The 20911-nt window shown below is 40.5% G+C and carries 13 protein-coding genes; 3 read left to right on the top strand and 10 right to left on the bottom strand.

The features are described 5' to 3' along the window. Positions 1-26: 26 nt before the first annotated feature. The gene (locus NQT65_RS01500) at positions 27-2390 is read right to left on the bottom strand and encodes an alkaline phosphatase D family protein (protein WP_256850331.1); all 2364 of its coding nucleotides are present in this window, start codon (positions 2388-2390) and stop codon (positions 27-29) included. Positions 2391-2796: 406 nt separating this feature from the next. Here NQT65_RS01500 and NQT65_RS01495 point away from each other — a divergent pair, with 406 nt between their 5' ends. Genes NQT65_RS01495 through NQT65_RS01485 form a run of 3 tightly spaced genes read left to right on the top strand, consistent with a single transcriptional unit; the run spans position 2797 to position 5663 of the window. Continuing rightward, entirely contained in the window at positions 2797-3501 is a 705-nt protein-coding gene (locus tag NQT65_RS01495; RefSeq protein ID WP_256850330.1) for a hypothetical protein, read from the top strand. A gap of 5 nt (positions 3502-3506) precedes the next feature. Next, positions 3507-3722 carry a hypothetical protein gene (locus tag NQT65_RS01490; RefSeq protein WP_256850329.1) on the top strand — a complete coding sequence of 72 codons (216 nt, stop codon included), beginning with the start codon at positions 3507-3509 and terminating at the stop codon, positions 3720-3722. Positions 3723-3734: 12 nt separating this feature from the next. Then, the gene (locus tag NQT65_RS01485) at positions 3735-5663 is read left to right on the top strand and encodes a CRTAC1 family protein (protein WP_256850328.1); all 1929 of its coding nucleotides are present in this window, start codon (positions 3735-3737) and stop codon (positions 5661-5663) included. A gap of 229 nt (positions 5664-5892) precedes the next feature. On the opposite strand, the gene NQT65_RS01480 is transcribed toward NQT65_RS01485, so the two are convergent. The 9 genes from NQT65_RS01480 to NQT65_RS01440 all read right to left on the bottom strand — a co-directional run bounded on the left by NQT65_RS01480 (position 5893) and on the right by NQT65_RS01440 (position 20905). After that, the gene (locus NQT65_RS01480) at positions 5893-6798 is read right to left on the bottom strand and encodes a ThuA domain-containing protein (RefSeq protein ID WP_256850327.1); all 906 of its coding nucleotides are present in this window, start codon (positions 6796-6798) and stop codon (positions 5893-5895) included. A 7-nt stretch (positions 6799-6805) separates the two neighbouring features. After that, positions 6806-8257, bottom strand: a complete 1452-nt coding sequence (locus tag NQT65_RS01475) for a DUF7133 domain-containing protein (RefSeq protein WP_256850326.1) — start codon at positions 8255-8257, stop codon at positions 6806-6808. Between the two features lie 7 nt (positions 8258-8264). Further along, positions 8265-9593: a c-type cytochrome gene (locus NQT65_RS01470; RefSeq protein WP_256850325.1), complete on the bottom strand. Its 1329-nt coding sequence runs from the start codon at positions 9591-9593 to the stop codon at positions 8265-8267. Positions 9594-9617: 24 nt separating this feature from the next. After that, complete coding sequence (locus NQT65_RS01465) at positions 9618-11459, bottom strand: TonB-dependent receptor plug domain-containing protein (protein ID WP_256850324.1); 1842 nt, start codon at positions 11457-11459, stop codon at positions 9618-9620. A 112-nt stretch (positions 11460-11571) separates the two neighbouring features. Continuing rightward, positions 11572-15036: a TonB-dependent receptor gene (locus NQT65_RS01460; protein WP_256850323.1), complete on the bottom strand. Its 3465-nt coding sequence runs from the start codon at positions 15034-15036 to the stop codon at positions 11572-11574. 210 nt (positions 15037-15246) lie between these two features. Further along, the gene (locus NQT65_RS01455) at positions 15247-17592 is read right to left on the bottom strand and encodes an alkaline phosphatase D family protein (protein ID WP_256850322.1); all 2346 of its coding nucleotides are present in this window, start codon (positions 17590-17592) and stop codon (positions 15247-15249) included. Positions 17593-17659: 67 nt separating this feature from the next. Continuing rightward, complete coding sequence (gene galE / locus NQT65_RS01450; protein ID WP_256850321.1) at positions 17660-18688, bottom strand: UDP-glucose 4-epimerase GalE; 1029 nt, start codon at positions 18686-18688, stop codon at positions 17660-17662. A gap of 10 nt (positions 18689-18698) precedes the next feature. After that, positions 18699-19853, bottom strand: a complete 1155-nt coding sequence (galK, locus tag NQT65_RS01445) for a galactokinase (protein WP_256845065.1) — start codon at positions 19851-19853, stop codon at positions 18699-18701. Beyond that, a complete protein-coding gene (locus NQT65_RS01440; protein ID WP_256850320.1) occupies positions 19850-20905 on the bottom strand; it encodes a UDP-glucose--hexose-1-phosphate uridylyltransferase in 1056 nt (351 codons plus the stop codon). The genes galK and NQT65_RS01440 overlap by 4 nt, the downstream gene beginning before the upstream one ends. Between the last annotated feature and the right edge of the window lie 6 nt (positions 20906-20911).

The following is a 20911-nucleotide window of genomic DNA, read 5'->3' as shown; positions in this document are numbered from 1 at the left end:
AAGTACACGAGTAATTTTAACCTGAATTAACTTAACAGGTTGTTACCTTTGTTCTCTTGCTGATGAATTGTTACAGGCCAACCCGGGAACTGATTACTTGCTTTACCATCGTTAACATCGACTAAAAATCGATAGGCATCCATTGTGTAAGTGAGGTTGTCACAATCAAACGTAATAAACCCAAAACCACTGCCTTTTTCATGTGCTTTCACATAGCGGTTATTTGATTTTCCAACCTCTGGATTACCAACCGCATAGACATAAATCTTGTTGCCAAAGGTGTCATTATATTCGCCTGTTTCGGCAAGTCCATGTGCAGGGCGGTTTTGATAAGGCATATCCATCGAGTCAGGTTTCCACCACCTTGGCCAACCTGCTGAAATAGCAGGCGTACAAAAAGCCCAATTACTATCTCTTTGTTGATTTACACCATATTGCGATAAAGAACCTAAATGGGTATCGCCACAAATATGTAACGCCATAGAGTCACGCATTGCATCAATTGCACGGTTACGCGCAGAGGCAGGCCAACCACTTGAGTCAAAATCATATTTTAAGAAACGATCTGGCAAAGGCTGATGAGTAGAAATAGCAGCGAATACGGTTTGGCTTAATACCGCCTTTAATTTATGCCCGCGCCAGTCATTACCCCACGCTTTGAGAAAATTCTCTTGGCGATTTCCTAGCAGATCCAAACCTGGAGGATTGAATAACGGGTTATAATAAAGCGGATCTTCGTCTTGCCCTGTTTCTCCCACCGCAACATTAATACGCTCCGGGCCACTTTTCCATTGCCTATCGGCAAGAATGGCAAAACCAACACCGCCGTATAGCATCGCCCCATAATACGAACTAATGCCATTAGTTGGTGTAGAGTCATAAGGATCTGGGTGATGGTTAAGCGTTGTTTTATGTACCATATTAACCACCCGCGCAGAATCTATGTAACCGCCTAAAACACTTGCTGAAGGGTCTTTTGCAATATTTTGCATTTTTGCGCCTCCCTCCCCCCACAAATTCCCTTGCAGTACATCGTGATCATCAGGTAAACAAATTGTCGGTTGATTACGCATGACTTCTTTAAAAGCCCAACCAAATTGATAAAATTTGCGTAAATAGTTTAAAATTGCCAAATCATCCGGCGTACGAATAACACCAAATCCCCCATGGCTTTCATAAATTTGATCGCCAGAGAAAAACACTAAATCGGGGTTTAATTTTTCGACATTTTGCGCAACAGGTTGGTACGGAAAGCCATAATCATTTTGACAGGTCAATGCAGCCATTCGTAGCGTATTATTGCTTGGGTTTGCTTTTATAATCCCTGAATATATATCTGGTGTGTGTGTACCATCGCTGAATTTCTCATGATATACAACTCGATAAGGCGTATCTTGTTTCTCATTCCAATTGGCAATACGAAAAGTCGCCAACCAGCCATCATGGTCAATACGCTGTGAGTCGATAGCAATCCATTGATTGTCACGTTGTACTTGCAGCTCTAATTGTTGATTGTCTTGCCCACCTATTGGTCCTGTGTAAGCACTCAATTTCATCACAAAACCGTCATGACTTAATGTATCGCTTAATGAATACATAGTCCAAAGAATAGGGCCAAATGACTGTTCATCAGTAACAGAGAACGCCCCACCTTGCATAGCCCAGTGGCTAAATTTATAACGTGCGCCTAATTTGTCTTCAGGCACATTTTCATAAGTAACAGATGGAATTGAGAAATTACTCACTAGCGCGACATTACCTAATAGCTCTGATGCAGGTACCAAATGGGTAACCGTACCGATTATTTTTTCAGTTGATGTTAAACGAGCAGTTAGCTCTAACGCCATAGCACCTGATTGAGGAGTCCCAATAAGTGTTAAAGTAACGGCTTGATTCTCTAACGGAATTTTTAAAGGCACAGTGTTGCTACCCAACACTAAATCATTATTTTTAATACCGAGGTCATATCCCTGTTGAACAAAACAGTTACTGCGGTATTCATTGAGTTCACTTTTAGCGCCAAGACGAATACCCGCGCCACCATCGTTGTTATTTTGCTTTAAACGCGTAACCTCCACTGACATGGAAAAAGCTTGGTCAATATTCGTTATTTGATGAGTTAAAGAGTGAACACTGCGATTCCCCCCACGAGTTATACATTCAGCCGCACCGTTATTCACACGCCAATCTTCCATCGGATTAGCCCAATACTGTTTGCCAAGCCAAACTCTATTATACGTTTTATACCAGTTATCACGGTGAGTCTTGTTACCGCGAGTAACGGTTGAAGTCATAGCACCTAAATGACGAGTACAGCCAGAGACGCCAGTGGCAACAACCCCAGCAGCAAACATTTTAAGAACTGAGCGACGAGATATATTTTTATTCATAATTTTCAATCTCACACATTGAATATTGTTAACAGTAAACAAACAATATATGTTTTCGTTAAAAATATCAGCATTTGTTTTCAGAAAAACATTAAGAAATTATAAAAACTTCATTCAAATGTAAGATTACATGTTTTGAAGACCCTATTTCACCCGCAATAACACACGGTTCAACATTGATTTAGTCCCTTATATTTAAAACGTTTGGCATTTACTCACGCACCAAGATAAAACATTTAACTAAACGCTGAGCACCCAACTTTATGCTTTGCTTTATTATTGCACTAATTAATGGTTGCTATTTGATCACAAAAAAATGTAACCTAAATGAATTGTTGACAATTAACAGTAAACTTAACTTGTTATGTCATTCCTAAATAACTATAAAATAAAGACACGAATTTTAATGCTAGTGCTTATTCCATTACTAATTACAGGGCTTATATCAGTTAAAAAAGTACGATCTTCTTTGGCGCAGCAGCAGAGGCTCGCTTATCGACAAAACGCGCTAACAAATACTAATCAGTTTAAACAATTCATTACTGAGAACCAGCAGCCAGTTAAGCAATTTCCGACCTTGAATAACCACGTAGAAATAATCGATAAACAATTAAGCGATCTGCAAATAGTCAGACAAGTAGCTGATGAAAAAAATCACCTAAGTAAAGCATACATAGCTCAATTTGGTCGAGAAGTTAACACGATGTATGAAATTAACAATCTCATCCGCAAACTATTAATGACATTGAGTGAAATTGTGGTCATCACCAGTAGTGTCGAACGCTCATTTCACGATAGCGTTATAAATACTGCAAGCAATACACAATTAGATGTATACATATACGGCGAAATTTTCAGAAGCGCGACCGCAGTGCAAACTTATAATGGCCTATTTTATAATTTTGCCACTGAAAATACACAATGTGCGTTTATTCAAATGACGCAAAACGTGAGCTATTTAAAGTCTGAAGAAGTGACGCTACAAACCCGTGAAAACATCTATCAAACAATCAATAAACCGCTAAATATCGCTGGCACTTATTGGCCAGAGGTTGTTAAAAATGTGTCAGCCATACAACAGCACACCATTGAAATGTACTTAAAGAGCTGATCGACATGGCCCTGCAAATTGCCACAGCCACAGAAGAACAAACATCAGTGTCTAATTTCATCAATGAGCAAATAACCTTAATCAACACTGATGCTCAAGCTGTAACAAGTACTATCCAAAGTAACCAACAAACGGTCGATAACTTAGCTGATATTGTTGAAAACTTAGAAAGCTACATTAATGAGTTTACTTTGGTTAAGCCCACAACCAACACCTTATAAGGAGTATTTTCTATGAGCAATACAGTATTTAAACTCAGTGCTATATCTATTGCACTTAGCATCACAGCTTGCAGTAATCAACACACCAGCATGCAAGCTAAACCTAAAATAATGTTCGACGATGTCTCTGTTGAAGTGGGATTAACAACTGATAAAAACTGGAAGTACGGCGGCCCATCCCTATCTGATTTAAATAATGATGGCCTCTATGATTTATTACTAACTAATCATGACTCTACGCCTGTTCAGTTATTCTTATCAAATAGTGATTTTAGTTTTACCAAGCAAGCTGATATTTACCCACGAGTTGACTTACACGGCATGGCCAGTGGCGATTACGATAATGATGGCGATAATGACATTTTATTATCATTAGGCGGCGGTAATGGCCTTAGCCCGCAACCACAGCGGTTATTACAAAACAACCAAGGTCAATTTACTGATGTTACAGCGCAAGCTGGCTTATCAGAAATGGGAGCGCGAGGACGTTCTGTTCGGTGGATTGATCTAGATAACGATGGCGACTTGGACTTTATGCAAGTTAACGCTGAAAAAATGGTGACAGAGCAAAGCCCCCGTAACATTTTATTTGACAATAACGGCAATGGAACATTCGATTATCACCCTTCCCCCGTCTTTGAAAATTTAAATAGCGAGCGCGTGCTGATCACTGATTTTAATAACGATAACATTCCTGATATTTTCGGCTTTAATGGTTACAGCCCGTTAGTAATTTTACAAGGCAACAATGATTTTAGTTTTACCGATGTCACAGCTAAGGTGTTGCCACAATCAATCGATACAACGGGTACTTTAACTCTTGCCCATGCCGATATCGATAATGATGGAGATATGGACTACTACCTTGCTAGGGGCAAATTACATTACACCATCGCCAATAATAGTATCTCATACAATGACCAACTAAAGCGTTTAGACTTACGAGACGAAGGCAATAAAAGTCATGATGGCTTGAGCCTAACAACACAGGGGGATTTGATTCTAAGTGATTTTTATCATTTTCCTCGGGGCAAAAAAATGAAAGCTATGCCGGTCTTTTTAGGTGCCGAACAGCGACCCATAAACACGCCAGTCTCAGAGCAAAGCATCGCTGCAGATCAAGCCCAAGGATTTGCAAAAAATATCAATAAAACAGGCTGGTATATTGGTCATTTAGGTAACAACAAATGGCGGGTAGAATGGTATTTAGAGCATAATTTAGCATGGGATGTGCGCGCTTCGTTCAAAAATGTCACTAGCTATAACACAGATTGGACACCACAAAACCTAGCATTAAGTGATATTTTACTACGTAACGATAAAGGTCAACTTACGGATATATCAGCGCAATTACCAAAACAAACTATTGATAATAACTGGGGCGTGGTGCCGGGTGATTTTAATAATGACACTTTAATTGATTTCGTGGTGTATCGATTTGGCCATTTAAAGCAACGCGTGGCTGATGTGATGCTTATTAACCAAGGCAATAACCAATTTACTAGCCAGCTATTAAATTCAGCCACCAGCGAGTTAAATCAAGATTCTCATGGTGATATGGGCGCAGCATTTGATTACAACCATGACGGTAAGCTTGATCTGCTCAGTGGCGATGACGACAACGGTCGTTGGCACTTGTATAAAAACACCTCAGCGATGCTTAATAACCATTATAGCTTAGTGCGTATCGGATATTCGCCATCAGGGATTGATGCAATAGGGGCAAAGGTTGAAATAAAAACGGCCCAAACGATCCAATATCAAGTTGTCGGTTCGCACAGTGCAAACCACTCACAAAGCTTAATGAACATTGCCCATTTTGGCTTAGGGAATGATGCTAACATCAAGGCGATTAATGTCACTTGGCGTGATGGCAGCAATCAAGTATTGCGTAATCAACCCGCAGACCGTTTAATCGATATAGGTAATATAAAATACTGATAAAAAGCCCCAATTTTGGGGCTTTTTAATATTTAACAACTGTTTTTTCTCATAAAGAGTTATCACGTTTTCAAACTTAAATTTGAAGTACCTTCAAAGCAATGATGTCGATTATTGATAATAGTTAAGTCTCTATTAATCCAATAAAAATTACGCTGAGCCTTTGTTAATGCAACAAGGTAAATACCATCAAATATTTTAGTTTGGATTTTATAATTAATGCATTGGTTTAATCTTTTACCTTGCCTGTCGCTGCCCATTCCACCCCACGGCGCATAACATTTATAAAGTGCTCATCTTCGAATACTTCAATGCCATGCCCTAGCGTTGTGTGAAACACTCGACCTTGGTGATACTTGACCGTCATCAGCACAGGCTCATGGCGTCCAAATCCATTGAATTTTATATCGTCAAATGCACTTGCTAACACAGTTAAATTTTGTGCTGGGCCGCGAAGCCGGTTGTATAATTCGTCTTTGCTATGAGTCCAGTTTTGAGGAAGTAATTTTGTGATCGGGTGCAGCTGCCTTAAAACGATTTCAAATGCATGCTCTTTACCGTGTCCACCGCCTTGTCCTTTTGATGTATCACGCTTTAATAGTCCTTGTTCATCAAAATAAATGTAAGGGCCACTCTTTTCGTTACGACCGCCCCAACCACCCAGTCCAATCATTTGATTGTATTCAAACCATTCAGGAAACGAGTTGTTAGCAGCGTGAATAGATACAAAACCACCGCCATTTTTCATGAATTTTTCGAACGCTAATCTTGTTTGTTTCGGCCAAGGTGCCGCTTTCCAACCAAAGTTAGAAATCACCACATCATAATCAGCAAAGTTAGGTGAAAATGTTTCGTCTGTTACAGGCTGTTCGAAATCTTGATGCTTTCTTCCATCATTAGCAGGAAATTGCTCCTGCAACTTGCCACCATTCCACGTTTTTGTGGTTCGATAAATATCAACCTCAAACTGACCTGTTTGCTCAAGAAATGTTTTCATCATGTTCGATGTTTTCGGCCAAACATAATGGTTATTTTGACCGTCTACTAGCAACACTTTTATTGATGAAGTACTGGCAAATAGTGATGTACAACCGCACAAAAGCACTGTTAATAACGTGATGAGTAATTTGATCATGAAATTCCTATTCAATAAGCTCATTTAATGTGTAATAGACTTTCTCTACGCTAACACTTCGGCCATTGACATCTTTGAGACCAGCAAAGTCAATTTGCACAATTTTATCTGCCATTAATGGCAGTTCAATATCAATCGACTTTTTGTCTTTGCTTAGCGTTATGTGACTGACTGATAACTGAGTTAAGTCTTTTTTCGGCGAACCATAATTGCCTGAATAATGATAGTGCCAAGATTGCGCCGACAAACTGTCCAATTTCACAGACGCTGCGTCCAACTCATCCGTATATGTTAATCTGAAGCCTGTTTTGGTGAGCTTAATGTCTAATAATTCAAATGGATTGGTGCCATCCCAAACCACTTTTTCTAAACCGAATGGTTTGCCACCTTGTGCCCCCCAACCTCTTGCGGTTTGTCCAATCCAAAGTTGGCCGTTAACGTCAAATTCTGCACGTACATTGCCACTTTGAAACCTATTCATGAAGTTAATAACCGCACCTTGGTATTTGCCGTTCACTTGGTCCAATAAAACACGGAAAACGTTTGATTGCGTTTGGTCGCCTATAAAAATCTGCCCCTCAAATGGTCCGAATTTTCCTTGCGTGGTATTCCACTCAGGGTTGCCGGGTGAGTTGGCGACTTCAACATGTGGTATCCAAACCACTGGTTTTTCACTCATTGCTGCCAAGGTGTCTAACGATAAATTTTTTATTTTTTCTTTAGTAAAACCATCAATTTCAATCAAAGATACAGGGTGGCCGTAAAACTTATCTTTCTGTAACAAATGCATCTTTGAGGTTGGTACCCAATCCCCTTGATTATCAGTAAAAAATATTTCGCCACTAAGACTAGCACCGATCCCGGCAGGAGAACGTAAGCCGTACGCATAAGGAGAGTAACGACCATTTTCATCTACTTTAAAGGCAAAACCGCGATTTCCACCAGCGCTTCCCATTGCGCCCATAGTGAAAGCATCTGGGTTATTGTGGCTCAAATTAAGAGTGCCAAATAAATTACCCGTATTGTCTTTTACAGGCCCAAAGGTAAACTCATGATAATTGTCGTGAAACTCCCAATCATTTGCCACGGGTATATAAGCATCTGCTTTATTATCATTATTAGTATCAATTAATCGCGTCAGTTCTGGTTTTTGCGCAACTAAAATTGAGCCATCGTCGTCAACCATTAATCCCGTTGGCTCATGTAGGCCTTCAGCAAACTTTGACCATTGCCCTTGCTTAAGATACCAAACCTCACCAAAACGAGTAGCAACCCAAATAACGCCAGCACTATCACTGTCTAAGCCAGTAACATGAAAACGAACATCTTTTGGTGTTTCCACAGTGATTATTTTATACCCATCAGGTTTATATTCATGTTGTGGCGCTTGTTGTGCATTAATCGACACAGCAACGGACAGCATTATTATCGATGATAAAAAATTAGTTATTATTTTCATACTAGCTTCACTTCTCTATTGAGGCTGTCAATTCAAACGAGCCTTTGCTGTTAGTAGTAATGACTGCTTTATCTGCAGTGATTTTGCCATTCTCGGACGACCAAATTAAGTTCTCAGAGGTGGGCAAACGTAAAGTGACTGTTTTATTTTCGTTGTTTGAGTTGAACAAAAAGCTTATTTTGTTGCTGTGTTTAGCAATTGCAGTGACACTAAAATTAGTATCCCCAATTGCATAGTTGAAAACCGGCTTTGAATTAACCTGTTGATAGCCTTTATAACTGCACACCTGCTGAGCGTCGGTTACGTGCTTTATGCCTTGAGGCGACTTAAATATCCACTCACCCAACGGTAAACTTGGATCTTCACCGCGACCTGATATATTTGGCCCTATATTGAGAAAATCTCCTTGCCATAGCCCATTAATAGAACAAGTTTTGCTATTGAATGCATAGTTCAACTTGGTTGGCATTCCTACAGATATGCTCAAAGGCGGAAGCTTATGGATGCGTTTTCTTAGAACTATGGTGTCTGACGTCGCTTTGATTTCAAATTTTTTGCCGTCCATGATCACTTTAGCGCGGCTCGAAACTGCAAATAACTTAATGGTCATGTCTAAATTAGTAGCGATAACTGTTAAGTTTCTTTGCCCAGGTTTACTCTTTCCAGAGCGGTAAGTAAGCTTTAAACGCTGTTTGCCTCGCTTAAGTCGCCAGGTTGGAAACCACGGCGTTCCGCCTCTTTGAACCTGCTTGCCATTTATAAATACTTCCATTTCATGAGGTGCGCCCCACTCTAACCAAAGCTGAGCATCTTTATCCTTAGGCGCGTAAAAATCGCCTTCAAACTCAATAAAATAATCTTGTACCTCAGGTATCGCAAAGTCAGCAAGGTTCTTTGCAAGTTGCCCAGACTTGATCAATTTGTCTTCCCTCACAACCTGATCATGTTCATTGTCTAATTGATAGAGCTTATATTGAAGATCATCCCACCCTTCTCGCTTTGACAACACATATGAAACAATTGAGCGAAGCTGTTCTTCAGAAAAGACATCAGCAAACCCAGGCATTCCGGCACTCATAAAACCGTTTTTTACATTGTTTAATATTTCTGAGGGTCGTTTTCCGTGAACCCATTCGCCATCTTTTAAATTAAATCCACTTGCGCCGCTCAAATCTTTGTTGTGACAAGACGCACAAACCTGCTCAAACAGTACTTTCCCATGTTGCAACACAACAGGATTAGTACTGCTTTGGATCAGACTTTCATCTAGCTCTTCAGAATTAACCTCAACAGCCGTAAACAGCATTAGAGCAACAGTAAAAAGTCGTTTAATCATATCAATACACTCCACAGTCAAAGACTAATCAATCGTCCATTGAACGTTTGCACCAAATCCAAGCTCTTGGCCTGGAACACCAACGGCCACTTGATAGCTTTTATCAAAAAGGTTTTGTACATAGACGTTTAATCTAATGTCTGAACGAATTTGCCACTGTGTCGTGATATCAATTTTATTGTAAGCGCCCAAGTCGTAAACGCTATTTTCGCCAGTATGTTGGCTTGTTCCAAGGGTCTCTCCAACATAATCCATATTTAGCGAAGTGGTCACATTGTCATTCACTTGGTATTGAATTCCTAAGCCGCCCTGCCAATCAGGACGCCCAGTTAGAATTTCATTTTCGCTACTTTGAAGGTCAATGTAAGTAAGGTCGAAATTATATGAAAAATCATCGTTCAGCTGTCCTTGCACAATTAGCTCGATACCTGAGCTAATGATTTTTGAGCGGTTTACCAGTGAAAATGTGGCGAAATCAAAATCAACAAGATTGGTATATTCATAGTTAAACACTGACAAGCTAACGTTGGTTTGTTCTAATATAAACTCAACACCAATGTCTTGGTTTGTTGCTTCCTCAGGGTTCAAATTAGGGTTACCAATCAAGTTATTACTCAGTGCATATAAACTTGGCAATTTAAAAGCGGTGCCTGTATTGGCAAACACTCGCACTTGTTCATTAAATTGATAATTTACGCCTAATTTCCACGTCGTTTGATTGCCAAAATCTTTGGTGCTGTCGTATCTAATACCTGAGAAAACCGTTAATCTATCCACTTGCCACTTGGCATCTACAAAGCCTGCTAGGTTTTCTCTGTCTATGTCATATTCGCTAGGCAGATCAAACACAACCATTTGTCCCATATCTGTAAAGGTATGCATTTGCGTACTGCCATTGGTTTCACCCGACTCTGATTTAAAATCAATACCCACAGTGACCAGTGCATGGTTAAACTGCAACCCATTTAAAAATCGTAATTTGTAGTACGAGTAGTCGTTCTCAGAGTAGCTTGGTGGCGCTGAAAAATAAGGTGCTATACCTGGGGATTTTAAACTATCTGACGAGCTGAAAACTTCTGCCTGCAATGCTAACTGATGACTTTGTGAAATCACTTGATTATGACGTACACTACCTGAATATACTTGGCCTTGTTTGTCATCTTTTATCGAGTCTTGAGCATATAAAATGCCGCCACTTTGGTCTGCAAACGCTTTTTGTTGATAATCGCTGAAACGCACACTCAGCTTAGTCTCACTGTCGTTATTATATCTAATGACACTGTGCGCATTTAGTTCAATAGATTCTTGCTCATCACCAGTAGCCGAGTCGTCACTATTGATTGCCGTTACACCAATTTTTGCGCTATCGAACGCGACTGTCGCCGTCGCGGTTTGTGAACCATTATCAAAGGCACCGGCCGAAACCAAGGTGTTACTGGCATCAGCATCATAGGTAATAAAATTGATCACACCAGCAATGGCATCAGAACCATAAATTGACGATTGTGCGCCTTTGATCACTTCTACACGTTGAATCAAGTCTTTCGATAGCGTACCTAAATCAAAACTGCCGCCACGACTGTCCAATGGGTTATTTATTTGCACCCCATCTATCTGAACAATAACGAAGTTTGTTTCAGCACCACGTAAAAAAATCTCTTGGCTTACACCTGATTTTTGAACTCGAATTCCTGGCACCAAGGTTAATATATCGAGTGCCGACAACCCTGCGATAGTGTCTATTTGGCTCTTTTCGAGTACGAATAGTGAACTCGGCATTTGATTCGCTTTTACGGGATAGTAATTACCGTAAACTTGCAGCTGCTCAATCTGCGCGTTAACCGACGCGACAAAGATAAATGACATTATTGTCGCACGCATCATTAATTTCATTTGATAAAACATTACAACCCTATTTTTTATAACTAAACCAAAAAACCCGCAGCAATACTGCGGGCTACGTACTTAGGCAAAATAGTTAGAAATTAATACGGGTATTAAGTCTAAATGTACGTCCGGTATGGTATTGATAAACCGTACGTGATTTAGTGGCTTCACCTTCAAGTGGGCTCCCTTCATCAAAGGTTACACCACCCGCTTGTAAGAAACGGCTAGTGAAATATTGTCTAACGCCTTCATCTGTTAGGTTAGCGACTTGAAAAGAAACACTGATATTATCATTCACTTTATAACTAGCTGAGAAATCAAGTGTTTGACGGCCTTCTTCCCAAAGCGAACCATTCTCCCATGAGCGTTGAACTAACTGATCAGTTGTACCTTGATACGATAAACGTAACTGGTGACCGTTTTTCTCCCAAAAGCCGGTCAAGTTATAGCTATGCTCAGGGGTATACGCCACAGCAAGAGAAGGTACTTTCACATCGCTATCAATTGAAGATACTTCTTGATCATATTTTGAATCTTGGTAGGTATAATTTGCCTGCAAGCCTAAACCAGACCAGATCCCAGGGAGTGAGTCATACGTTTGCATGTACTGTAATTCAAGACCTTTAATTGATGCACCTTTACCATTTTTAATCTGAGTTGTATTAAACTTGGCACACATTTGCTCTAAATCACCTGAATACATCCAATCTAGCTCGTAATCTTGGCCGCCTTGAAAACGCTTAGGCATACACCCCTCTAAGCTATCTTCACCAGCAATCAGTACGAGATCATTTGGATCATATGTTTCCCCCTCAGTTAAACCAACATCACGTAAATCATCCATATAGGTAACGATGGTTTCTGATTCTTCAAAGTTAGTCATGTCTTTATAAAATAAAGTAGCCGCTAATAAACCTGATTCATTAAAATACCACTCATAGGATAAATCGAGATTAAATGACTCCAAAGGATCTAGCTTAGGATTCGTCAAAGTAATGGTGTTATTACGATTTTCGCCGCCCCATTGCGTTTCCTTTACTTTAAAGCCAGGGCGAAGCGAATCAATCTGTGGGCGTGCCATTGTTTTTGATGCCGCGAACCGAATAATTGTGTCTTCACTGTATAAGTAATTGACATTTAAGCTCGGTAAAAATAAATCATATTCGTGCTCATCTGTAACGGCAAAAGAACGTAAGCTTCTATCTTCCGTTGGTAATAAGTTACCTGCTTCATCATAAACTCGTTCACCGTATATCCAATGCTTCTCTGTAGACACATCAGCGTGACGCCATAAATACCATTCTGATTCAAACTCACTACCTTGTATTGCATTAGGATCATGGCACGGACCTTGATCTGGTATCTTAACATCATCAGTCTTATCATTGGTTCCTAAGGTGTCATAACCCAAGCCATCTGTTCTAGACCAACGAATTTCTTCATTATAATCGGTGCCATAGAACGGCGTCGCGGCACAAAGTGGTAAGCTTGGGTCGCGCAGCTCAGCAAGCTTGAAAGGGTCCATTAAGCGGGCATTATTTGAGGGGTCATAAGCAAATTGCACACCAGAGGCGCCTTGCACTTCAACCGTTGTTTTTACATAACGAATACCTACATCACCAGTGATACGGCCATCCTGCAGGTCAAAGTTAAGCTTTGTGTAAAATGCTAGATTATCTAATTCTGTATTTCGGGTATTCGAATCATCCGTATTAAATGCTACTTCGGGGCTACCTAATGCTACTTCAAACGCTTTGAATGCAGAGAAACTACTCCAACCATCTGTCACAGCATCGCGACCATATCCAAGGCCCGCCATAAAGTCATCAACAGGGAATTCTCCACCATCGGTTATCATTTCACCGGTAATATCACGCAGGCCACTGCCCAGGACCGCTGGCAATCCAGTGTTTGGGTTTGTTACTACAACTCCTTCACCTACATTATTAAAAGTACCTTGTTGCGCATCAACATACTTAGTGCGATTTGACCACTTCGCGCCAAACTCAATTGAGCGAAAGTTATCTGAATCAAGTACGTAGTCAAAGTCGACAAACAAAGACTTTTGCTCATCTTCTACAGTGTTTAATGTTCTGCCCATGTAAGATAGATGCTGAGCATCTAATTCGTCCGGATTAAAACCCGTGGTGCTGTAATTATCCCAAAGGCTGTTAGGATCACCAAAAGTATCATTTTCGCCATAGTCAATTAAGCCCGTTCCGGTTACTAAATTACATTGCCCACCATTGCTACAATCATAACCCACAGGCTCCATATCTTCTGGAGGCACCGTTGCCAAACTCCATGCACTAATATTGGCAAAGTTTTGTAATGCCACATACACAGAGTTATTTGGAATTTGCTCTGTTTTAGAGTAACCAATACCCGCATCCATAGTCAGTGAATCACTAAAATTATGCTTCATATCTAAAGAGAATATTTGATTTTTATTTTCAAAATCGCCTTCAGATTGTACTAAACCACCACTACCGAAACGGTTAACGTATTTAGTGAATGTATTGGTTTCTAAATCAATGGTACGCCAATCTTCTTCTGGATCGGTGTAACCCGCGATAACACCCGCTAATCCAGGATCTTCACCTTCAACTAAGTTTTTGGTCTCCACTGAGCGGGTATTAATACCGTGCATTGAGTTATTAATATCTTGCTTACCAATAATAGCATTAAAGTTAAACTCGGTGTCCTCTGAGGCGCGCCATTGCAGGCCTAAATTAAAGTTAATACGATCATTTTGACTTTCATGATATTGATACTGCACATTACGCGGTGTAATACCGACTGCATTTTCAACTATATTACCCTCAGTATCTCTTGCTAAAGGTGACTCAATTGCATACCACTCTGTTGCAGAGTATTGATCTTTACGATACGCATTAGTTTCTTTGACAGCCGTAAAAACAAAACCAAAAGTATCGTCAAAGAATTTTCTTGAAAACGTGCCCGAGACTTTATAGTTATCTTCTTCTGATAAGTCGTTATAACGACCTTCAAGCGTCATGGTGTTTATTTCATAATTTAAATCGAGCGGCTTGGTTGTGGTCAAATTAATATTCGCACCTAATGCACCTTCTTCATGATCTGCACTTGGGGTCTTTACGACTTCGATTTTTGATAAGATATCTGATGAGTACTGAGATAAATCGACACCTTGGCTATAGCCCGTTGAGCCGAGCTGTACACCATTCATACTAATATTATTTTGCTGAGAGTTAGCACCACGAACAGTCACTCGTGCGCCTTCACCATCTACTGTCTGTACTGACACACCCGTTACGCGTGAGAGTGCATCGGCAATGTTTTGGTCTGTCGATTTACCAATATCCTCAGCGTTAATTGAATCAACTACGTTTTCAGCAAAACGTTTATCATTAATTGATTTTTTTACACTTGCAGCTAATCCACTTACTTCAATAATTTCAATATCATCTTCAGCTTTTGTTTTTTCATCTTCTTGTTGTTGTGCATAAATCAAATTCGAAGCAAATAGCGCTGCTGTCAATGCGCTGAGTTTAAATGTCTTCTTTATTGTCGTCATGTGTGTGTTCCCTGTTGAAGGTTTTATTATGTTGTCAGATTGTTATTTTGTAAACATAGTATGAGCAGCAATTCATTGTCAACTGTATTTTGTTAACAATATTAAATTAATTCTAAAAAAAGCGAAGCTGCTTTCACGCTTACTTCGCACTCGTTATCACGGTTTCGCTAAATTAAAGGGATTCAACGTTATTTATAAAAGTCAGTTAAATTATTTGTTAAATTTTTTAACATAAGGCCAACCTGCAAATTGTTTACCCGTTGCAGGGTCGGTGCGCCACTCCCAACACTCTAATTGATAGTGTTGCTGCTGGTGATTAACCTTGATAATGCCATAGCCTTCACTTTTGAGCTCTCGGTCGGCCAAAAATTTACCCCAGCTGTTATTTTGTTTAGCAAACTCTTGGTGGCTAATTTTTGGATTGGCCACCGCTAATACACGCATTTTATTACCAAAGGTATCAATAAATTCTCCCGTATTTCTATCGTTATTGCGTTGATTAGAGAGCGCTGGTTTAGGCTCAAACCAGCGCTGCCAAAATGCGGCACTGGAAGGTCCGGCAAAAAATAAACTACCATCATCGTAATCCTCAATCCCTTGATAAGCTAACAAGCCTAAATGCTGATCACCGGCAATAACCAACGCATTGGCTTCACTGACCAACTTAACTGCCCGGGTTCTACCATCCGCTGGGTAACCATTTGAATCAAAGTCAATAAGAGCTTCCCCTTTTTCATCTGTCTGTGGTGACCCCCATATTGATGCCGTAATACAAATTTTAGGTTTACCTGGGTGCATGCTTTGCCAAGCTTTTAAAAATTCCTCTTGGCGTTGACCTAATAGTTCACCCGTTGTTGCAAGTTTGTCTGCTTTATAATCCGGTGGAGATTTAAATTTACGATCCTCTACAATGGCAAAACTAATTCCACCATATTCAAATGTGGCGTAAGCCACTGGAATGCCATATTTAATTGGTGTAGGGTCGTACGGATCCGGGTTATGCCCATGTTGAATGCGATAAACCATTCTGATCAAATCTTTATCCCATTTAAAGCCACCATCTTCTTCTTTTGCTTTATCTGAGTTTTCACCACCATCTCCCCACAAGTTACCTTGCAATACGTCGTGGTCATCAGCAAGGATGATGGTTGGTTTGTCTTTTATGCTGTCGGCAAACGCCCAATACCATAAATACCATTTATATAGGGTATCTAGCTTGGCATCAGGTGTGTGGCGGCCATACCGAGTTGGGTAAGTTTCATAGTATTGGTCACCACAAAAGACATACATATCGGGATTATGATAAGCAGTATTTTCTATCAGTTCAGTATGGGGAAATAAAATATTGTCTTTAGTGTAGCGTCCAAGTTCTCGCTCTGTGGCGATAAGCTTAGTGTAATAGGTATTATCAAGGCTTTTCGATGTAGGTATAATGCAAGAATACAGTGCAATAGCAAACTCTTTACTATTTTGAGGGTCCTTCGCCACGGTGCCGTGGTATAAACTATCGCGCGCATTATTTGGGTCAACTATACGGTATGAGTGAGTGTGTAAATAATCCCAGCCAGTGACTCTAAAGCGCGCTACGTAGCCATCTTCAATCTTTGCATTGGCAGCTAATCGCCAATTTTTATCACCTTGCGTTTTATATTCTAAGCTTACGGATGGCAAAGCCTGTGTATCAAGCGGCATTAATTGGCACGTTAACTTTAGTACCTCCTTATTTACTGTATACATGCAACCTACAACGGGTCCTAATGTATTACTAATATTTTTAGTTATTTTTGCTCCACCAGTTTGAATCTCACTAAAACCCCAACGCGCGCCATCTCCTAGTGGTTCAGAGGAGCTTAATAAAGAAATGCCGCCTTGTAATTGCTCGCTTGGTACTTTGTGAAGTAAAGCAAAACCAAGCTCTTGACCACTCTCTGCATCAGTAGCCACTAAACGTATATCAAAATACTCGCTTTCTATGGGATCTATATGGCAATCAAGCGTTATTTTCTTTCCATCTTGATACTGCTTTAAGGTGAACAGGTCTCTATTAATTGTCTCAAATTTAAGTGGTTTATTTTCATCATCAAAGCGTCGAAACGAAAGCTTACCACTGCTTTCAAATGCTGCAATTATCCCGCCATTGACTCCTCCCGCTCGCTGAGCCAGTGCAGCTCCTTTAGCGGTTAACTCCCCTTTTCCAACGCCAAGTAAAAATCCACAGAACCCATTTTCACCCGGGGTTAAATTACGTACGGTGGTTTTTAGGCGAGCGCTTTGTAAAGAGCTATTGAGCTGCCTAGTTAATAACGAGACGGTGCGTGCTTCAAAGCTTTTACCTTCTCGTATACATATGAGCTCATTCCCTTCGCGCTGCCAATCTTGAAGTCTGTTTCCCCAAAAATGCGCTCCTAACCATACTTGCTTACTCAGCATGTTGTTATCTATAGGTGCTGTTGATGCTAAATCTCCTCTGTAGGAGGCAAATAGCCCAGCACAGCCATTTAACATACTTGAGCCAATTAAGCCGGCACTGAGTTTTAAAAAACTTCTACGCTTCATTTAATCACCTGTATTATTGTGTGTGAGTTAAACTGCGTTGTATAAAAAGTGTTTATACAAAAGGGAGTTATACACCTAAATAGCCATTAGGATTATTGCTTTGCCAACGCCATGTATCTTTCATCATATCTTCGAGAGTATATTTGCAGTGCCAACCTAAAACAGTCTTCGCTTTCGTAGAGTCAGCCCAAAACGCGGCAAGGTCGCCATCGCGTCTTTTGACTATGTTAAACTTAATATCAACCCCCGTATGGCGAATAAATGCTTTTACTATGCCAAGCACAGAATAAGGCGTGCCTGTACCTAAGTTAAATGCCTCATAAAGGCTATGCTTTTGCTCACCTAGCCATACAAGCGCTTTTATATGTCCTTCGGCTAAGTCGCTCACATGTATATAGTCACGCTCACACGTGCCATCTTCTGTAGGATAGTCACCACCAAAAATAGCGAGTTTGTCACGTTTACCTACAGCTACCTGAGCAATAAAAGGCATTAAGTTATTAGGAATACCTAATGGGTCTTCTCCTATTAGGCCGCTAACATCTGCTCCTATAGGATTAAAATATCGCAAACTTGCCACTTGGAGAGCTGTGTTAGAGGCAACGATTTCTTGCAAAATTTGTTCGATCATTACTTTGGTTTGCCCATATGGGCTTGCCGCGCGTCCAAGCGGTAAGTCTTCGGTATAAGGGACTGAAGCACCTTGACCATAAACCGTAGCTGAAGAGCTAAAAACTAGCTTATTAACGTTATATTTAAGCATGCACTGGCATAAGTTTAAGGTAGATACCAAGTTGGTATAGTAATATTCAAGTGGTTTTTTTATTGATTCGCCAACCGCTTTTAAGCCAGCAAAGTGAATAACAGAATCAAACTTGTGCTCGCAAAACGTGGCAGATAACTTGTCAGTATCGAGTAAACTGGCATGAATAAATTCTACTTTGCGCTTTGCTAAGGCCTCTACACGAGTAAGCGCTTCACGACTTGAGTTACTTAAATCATCTATTACAACTACATCAAAACCATCTCTTAATAAGCTTAAAACAGTGTGGCTGCCAATATAGCCCGCCCCACCTGTTACCAGTACTTTGTCCATTTGGCTCTCCTTATGCACTAATAAGTGATACACCTGTTGAAGGTACGCTTGTGTATATTGTTTCTTTTAATCCAGTTTGCTGCTCGTACTGCGATTCAATAGCGTAAATTACATCCTTTACTAAAACCTTAGGAACAAATGCAACCACACAGCCACCAAAACCACCGCCCGTCATTCTTACGCCGCCATGTGTATTAATTACATTTGCAATAATATCCACAAGAAAATCAATTTCTGGTGTCGTGATTTCGAACAAATCACGCATGGACTCATGGCTTTGCATCATCAGTTTGCTTAATGCTGTGGTGTCGTTATTACTAAACGCGTGCATCGCCTCTAGAGTTCGCGCATTTTCATACACTATATGCTCAACACGTTTTGCAACATCTGCTTTTAAGGTATGCTTTTGCGCCTCAAACTCCTCAATACTAACCTCACGTAAGCTTGATTTAGCTAAGGCCTCAGCACCTTCATAACACTGCTCGCGGCGTAAGTTGTATTCGCTATCTAGCAAGCCACGCTTAACGTTAGAGTTAATCATCAAAATGCTCATGCTTGGGTCAATACCCACTTCAATTAAATCAAGTGAGCGGCAATCAATACCCAGTGCTTGCCCCTGCTTACCACATGCTGAAATAAGCTGATCCATTATCCCGCAGTTGCATCCCACAAAATTGTTTTCTGCAGCTTGCGCAATTTTGGCTATCTCTTTTCGCTCAATAGACAAATCACATAAATGATTAAACGCATAGGCAATACCCACCTCAAGGGAGGCCGAAGAACTAAGGCCTGCGCCCTGGGGTACATTACCGCTGATACAGATATCGCTACCACTTAGTGTATAGCCGCTTTTTTGTAATTCATTTACTACACCGCGCACGTAGTTACTCCACGTTTGAGTGCTGTGGCTATTAAGCTCAGTATTAATAAAAAACGAATCTGTTTGATTATTACAATCAAGTGCAAGTACATTTACTTTATCGTCATCTCGCGCCGACACCGCAATAAAAGTGGCGTATTCAATAGCGCAAGGTAGTACAAACCCGTCATTATAATCTGTATGTTCACCAATTAAATTGACACGCCCAGGAGCTTTAACTATAAAGTCTGCTTCGCGTCCATAGTGATTAATAAAAGCTAAACGTACGCTATGCTCAACATTCATTTCTTGTTCTCTTTATAATGAGTGAGTGATTGTTTTTTTAATATAGTTGCGGCTTGCTCTGGTGTTATATCGCGCTGCGCTTCAGCCATCATTTCATAACCCACCATAAACTTTTTAACAGTTGCAGAGCGTAACAGTGGCGGGAAGAACTGGCCGTGTAATTGCCAATATGAGTCATCTTGGTCATCATATGGCGCACCATGCCACCCCATTGAATAAGCAAATGAACATTGAAATAAATTGTCGTATTTGACTGTGATTAGTTTGATCACCTCAGCTAAACTCGCTAGCTGGACTGTTGTTAAATCAGTCATTCTGGTTATCGCAAAGCGCGGTAATAGAAGCGTTTCAAATGGCCACGCAGCCCAATAAGGCACAACCACTAGCCAGTCATCATTGATACAGACAACGCGCTCCTGTAATTCCACTTCTCGTTTGGCATAATCAAGCAATAAGTTTGACCCATGCTGATCGGTGTATTGTTGTAAGTTAACCTGCTTGCGCTCGACTAAGCTAGGTAGCTGGTGTTGCGCCCAAATTTGGCCATGCGGGTGCGGATTAGAGCAACCCATTACAGCGCCTTTGTTTTCAAACACTTGTACCCAGCGGTAGGTCTGTGATAGCTCTTTACATTGCTGCTGCCACGTTGCCACCACATTGGTAATTTCAGCCAAAGACAATTCAGGCAAGGTTTTCGAATGATCCGGCGAAAAGCAGATTACTCGTGCAGTACCGCGCTCAGTTTGCATACTAAATAATGGATCATCAAACGCAACATCAGGTACATTTTCACGCAGTGCAGCAAAGTCATTGGTAAAAACAAACGTCCCTTCATAATCAGGGTTTACTTCACCATTGATCCGAGTATTGCCTTTACATAAAAAACAGTTTTCGTCATAGGCTGGTTTGATTTCATGATCGACACTCTCTTCTTGGCCCTGCCAAGGGCGCTTAGCTCTATGCGGTGAGACCAATACGGATTCCCCTAATAAAGGGTTAAATCGGCGATGTGGGTGTTCAGTAGGGTCAAATTGGCTGTTTTGATTATTCATTACTGA

The sequence above is a fragment of the Pseudoalteromonas agarivorans genome (assembly GCF_024518735.1).
GTDB lineage: Bacteria > Pseudomonadota > Gammaproteobacteria > Enterobacterales > Alteromonadaceae > Pseudoalteromonas > Pseudoalteromonas atlantica.
Note: the sequence above shows the minus strand (reverse complement) of the source record. Positions and strands in the feature narration are given on the sequence as shown.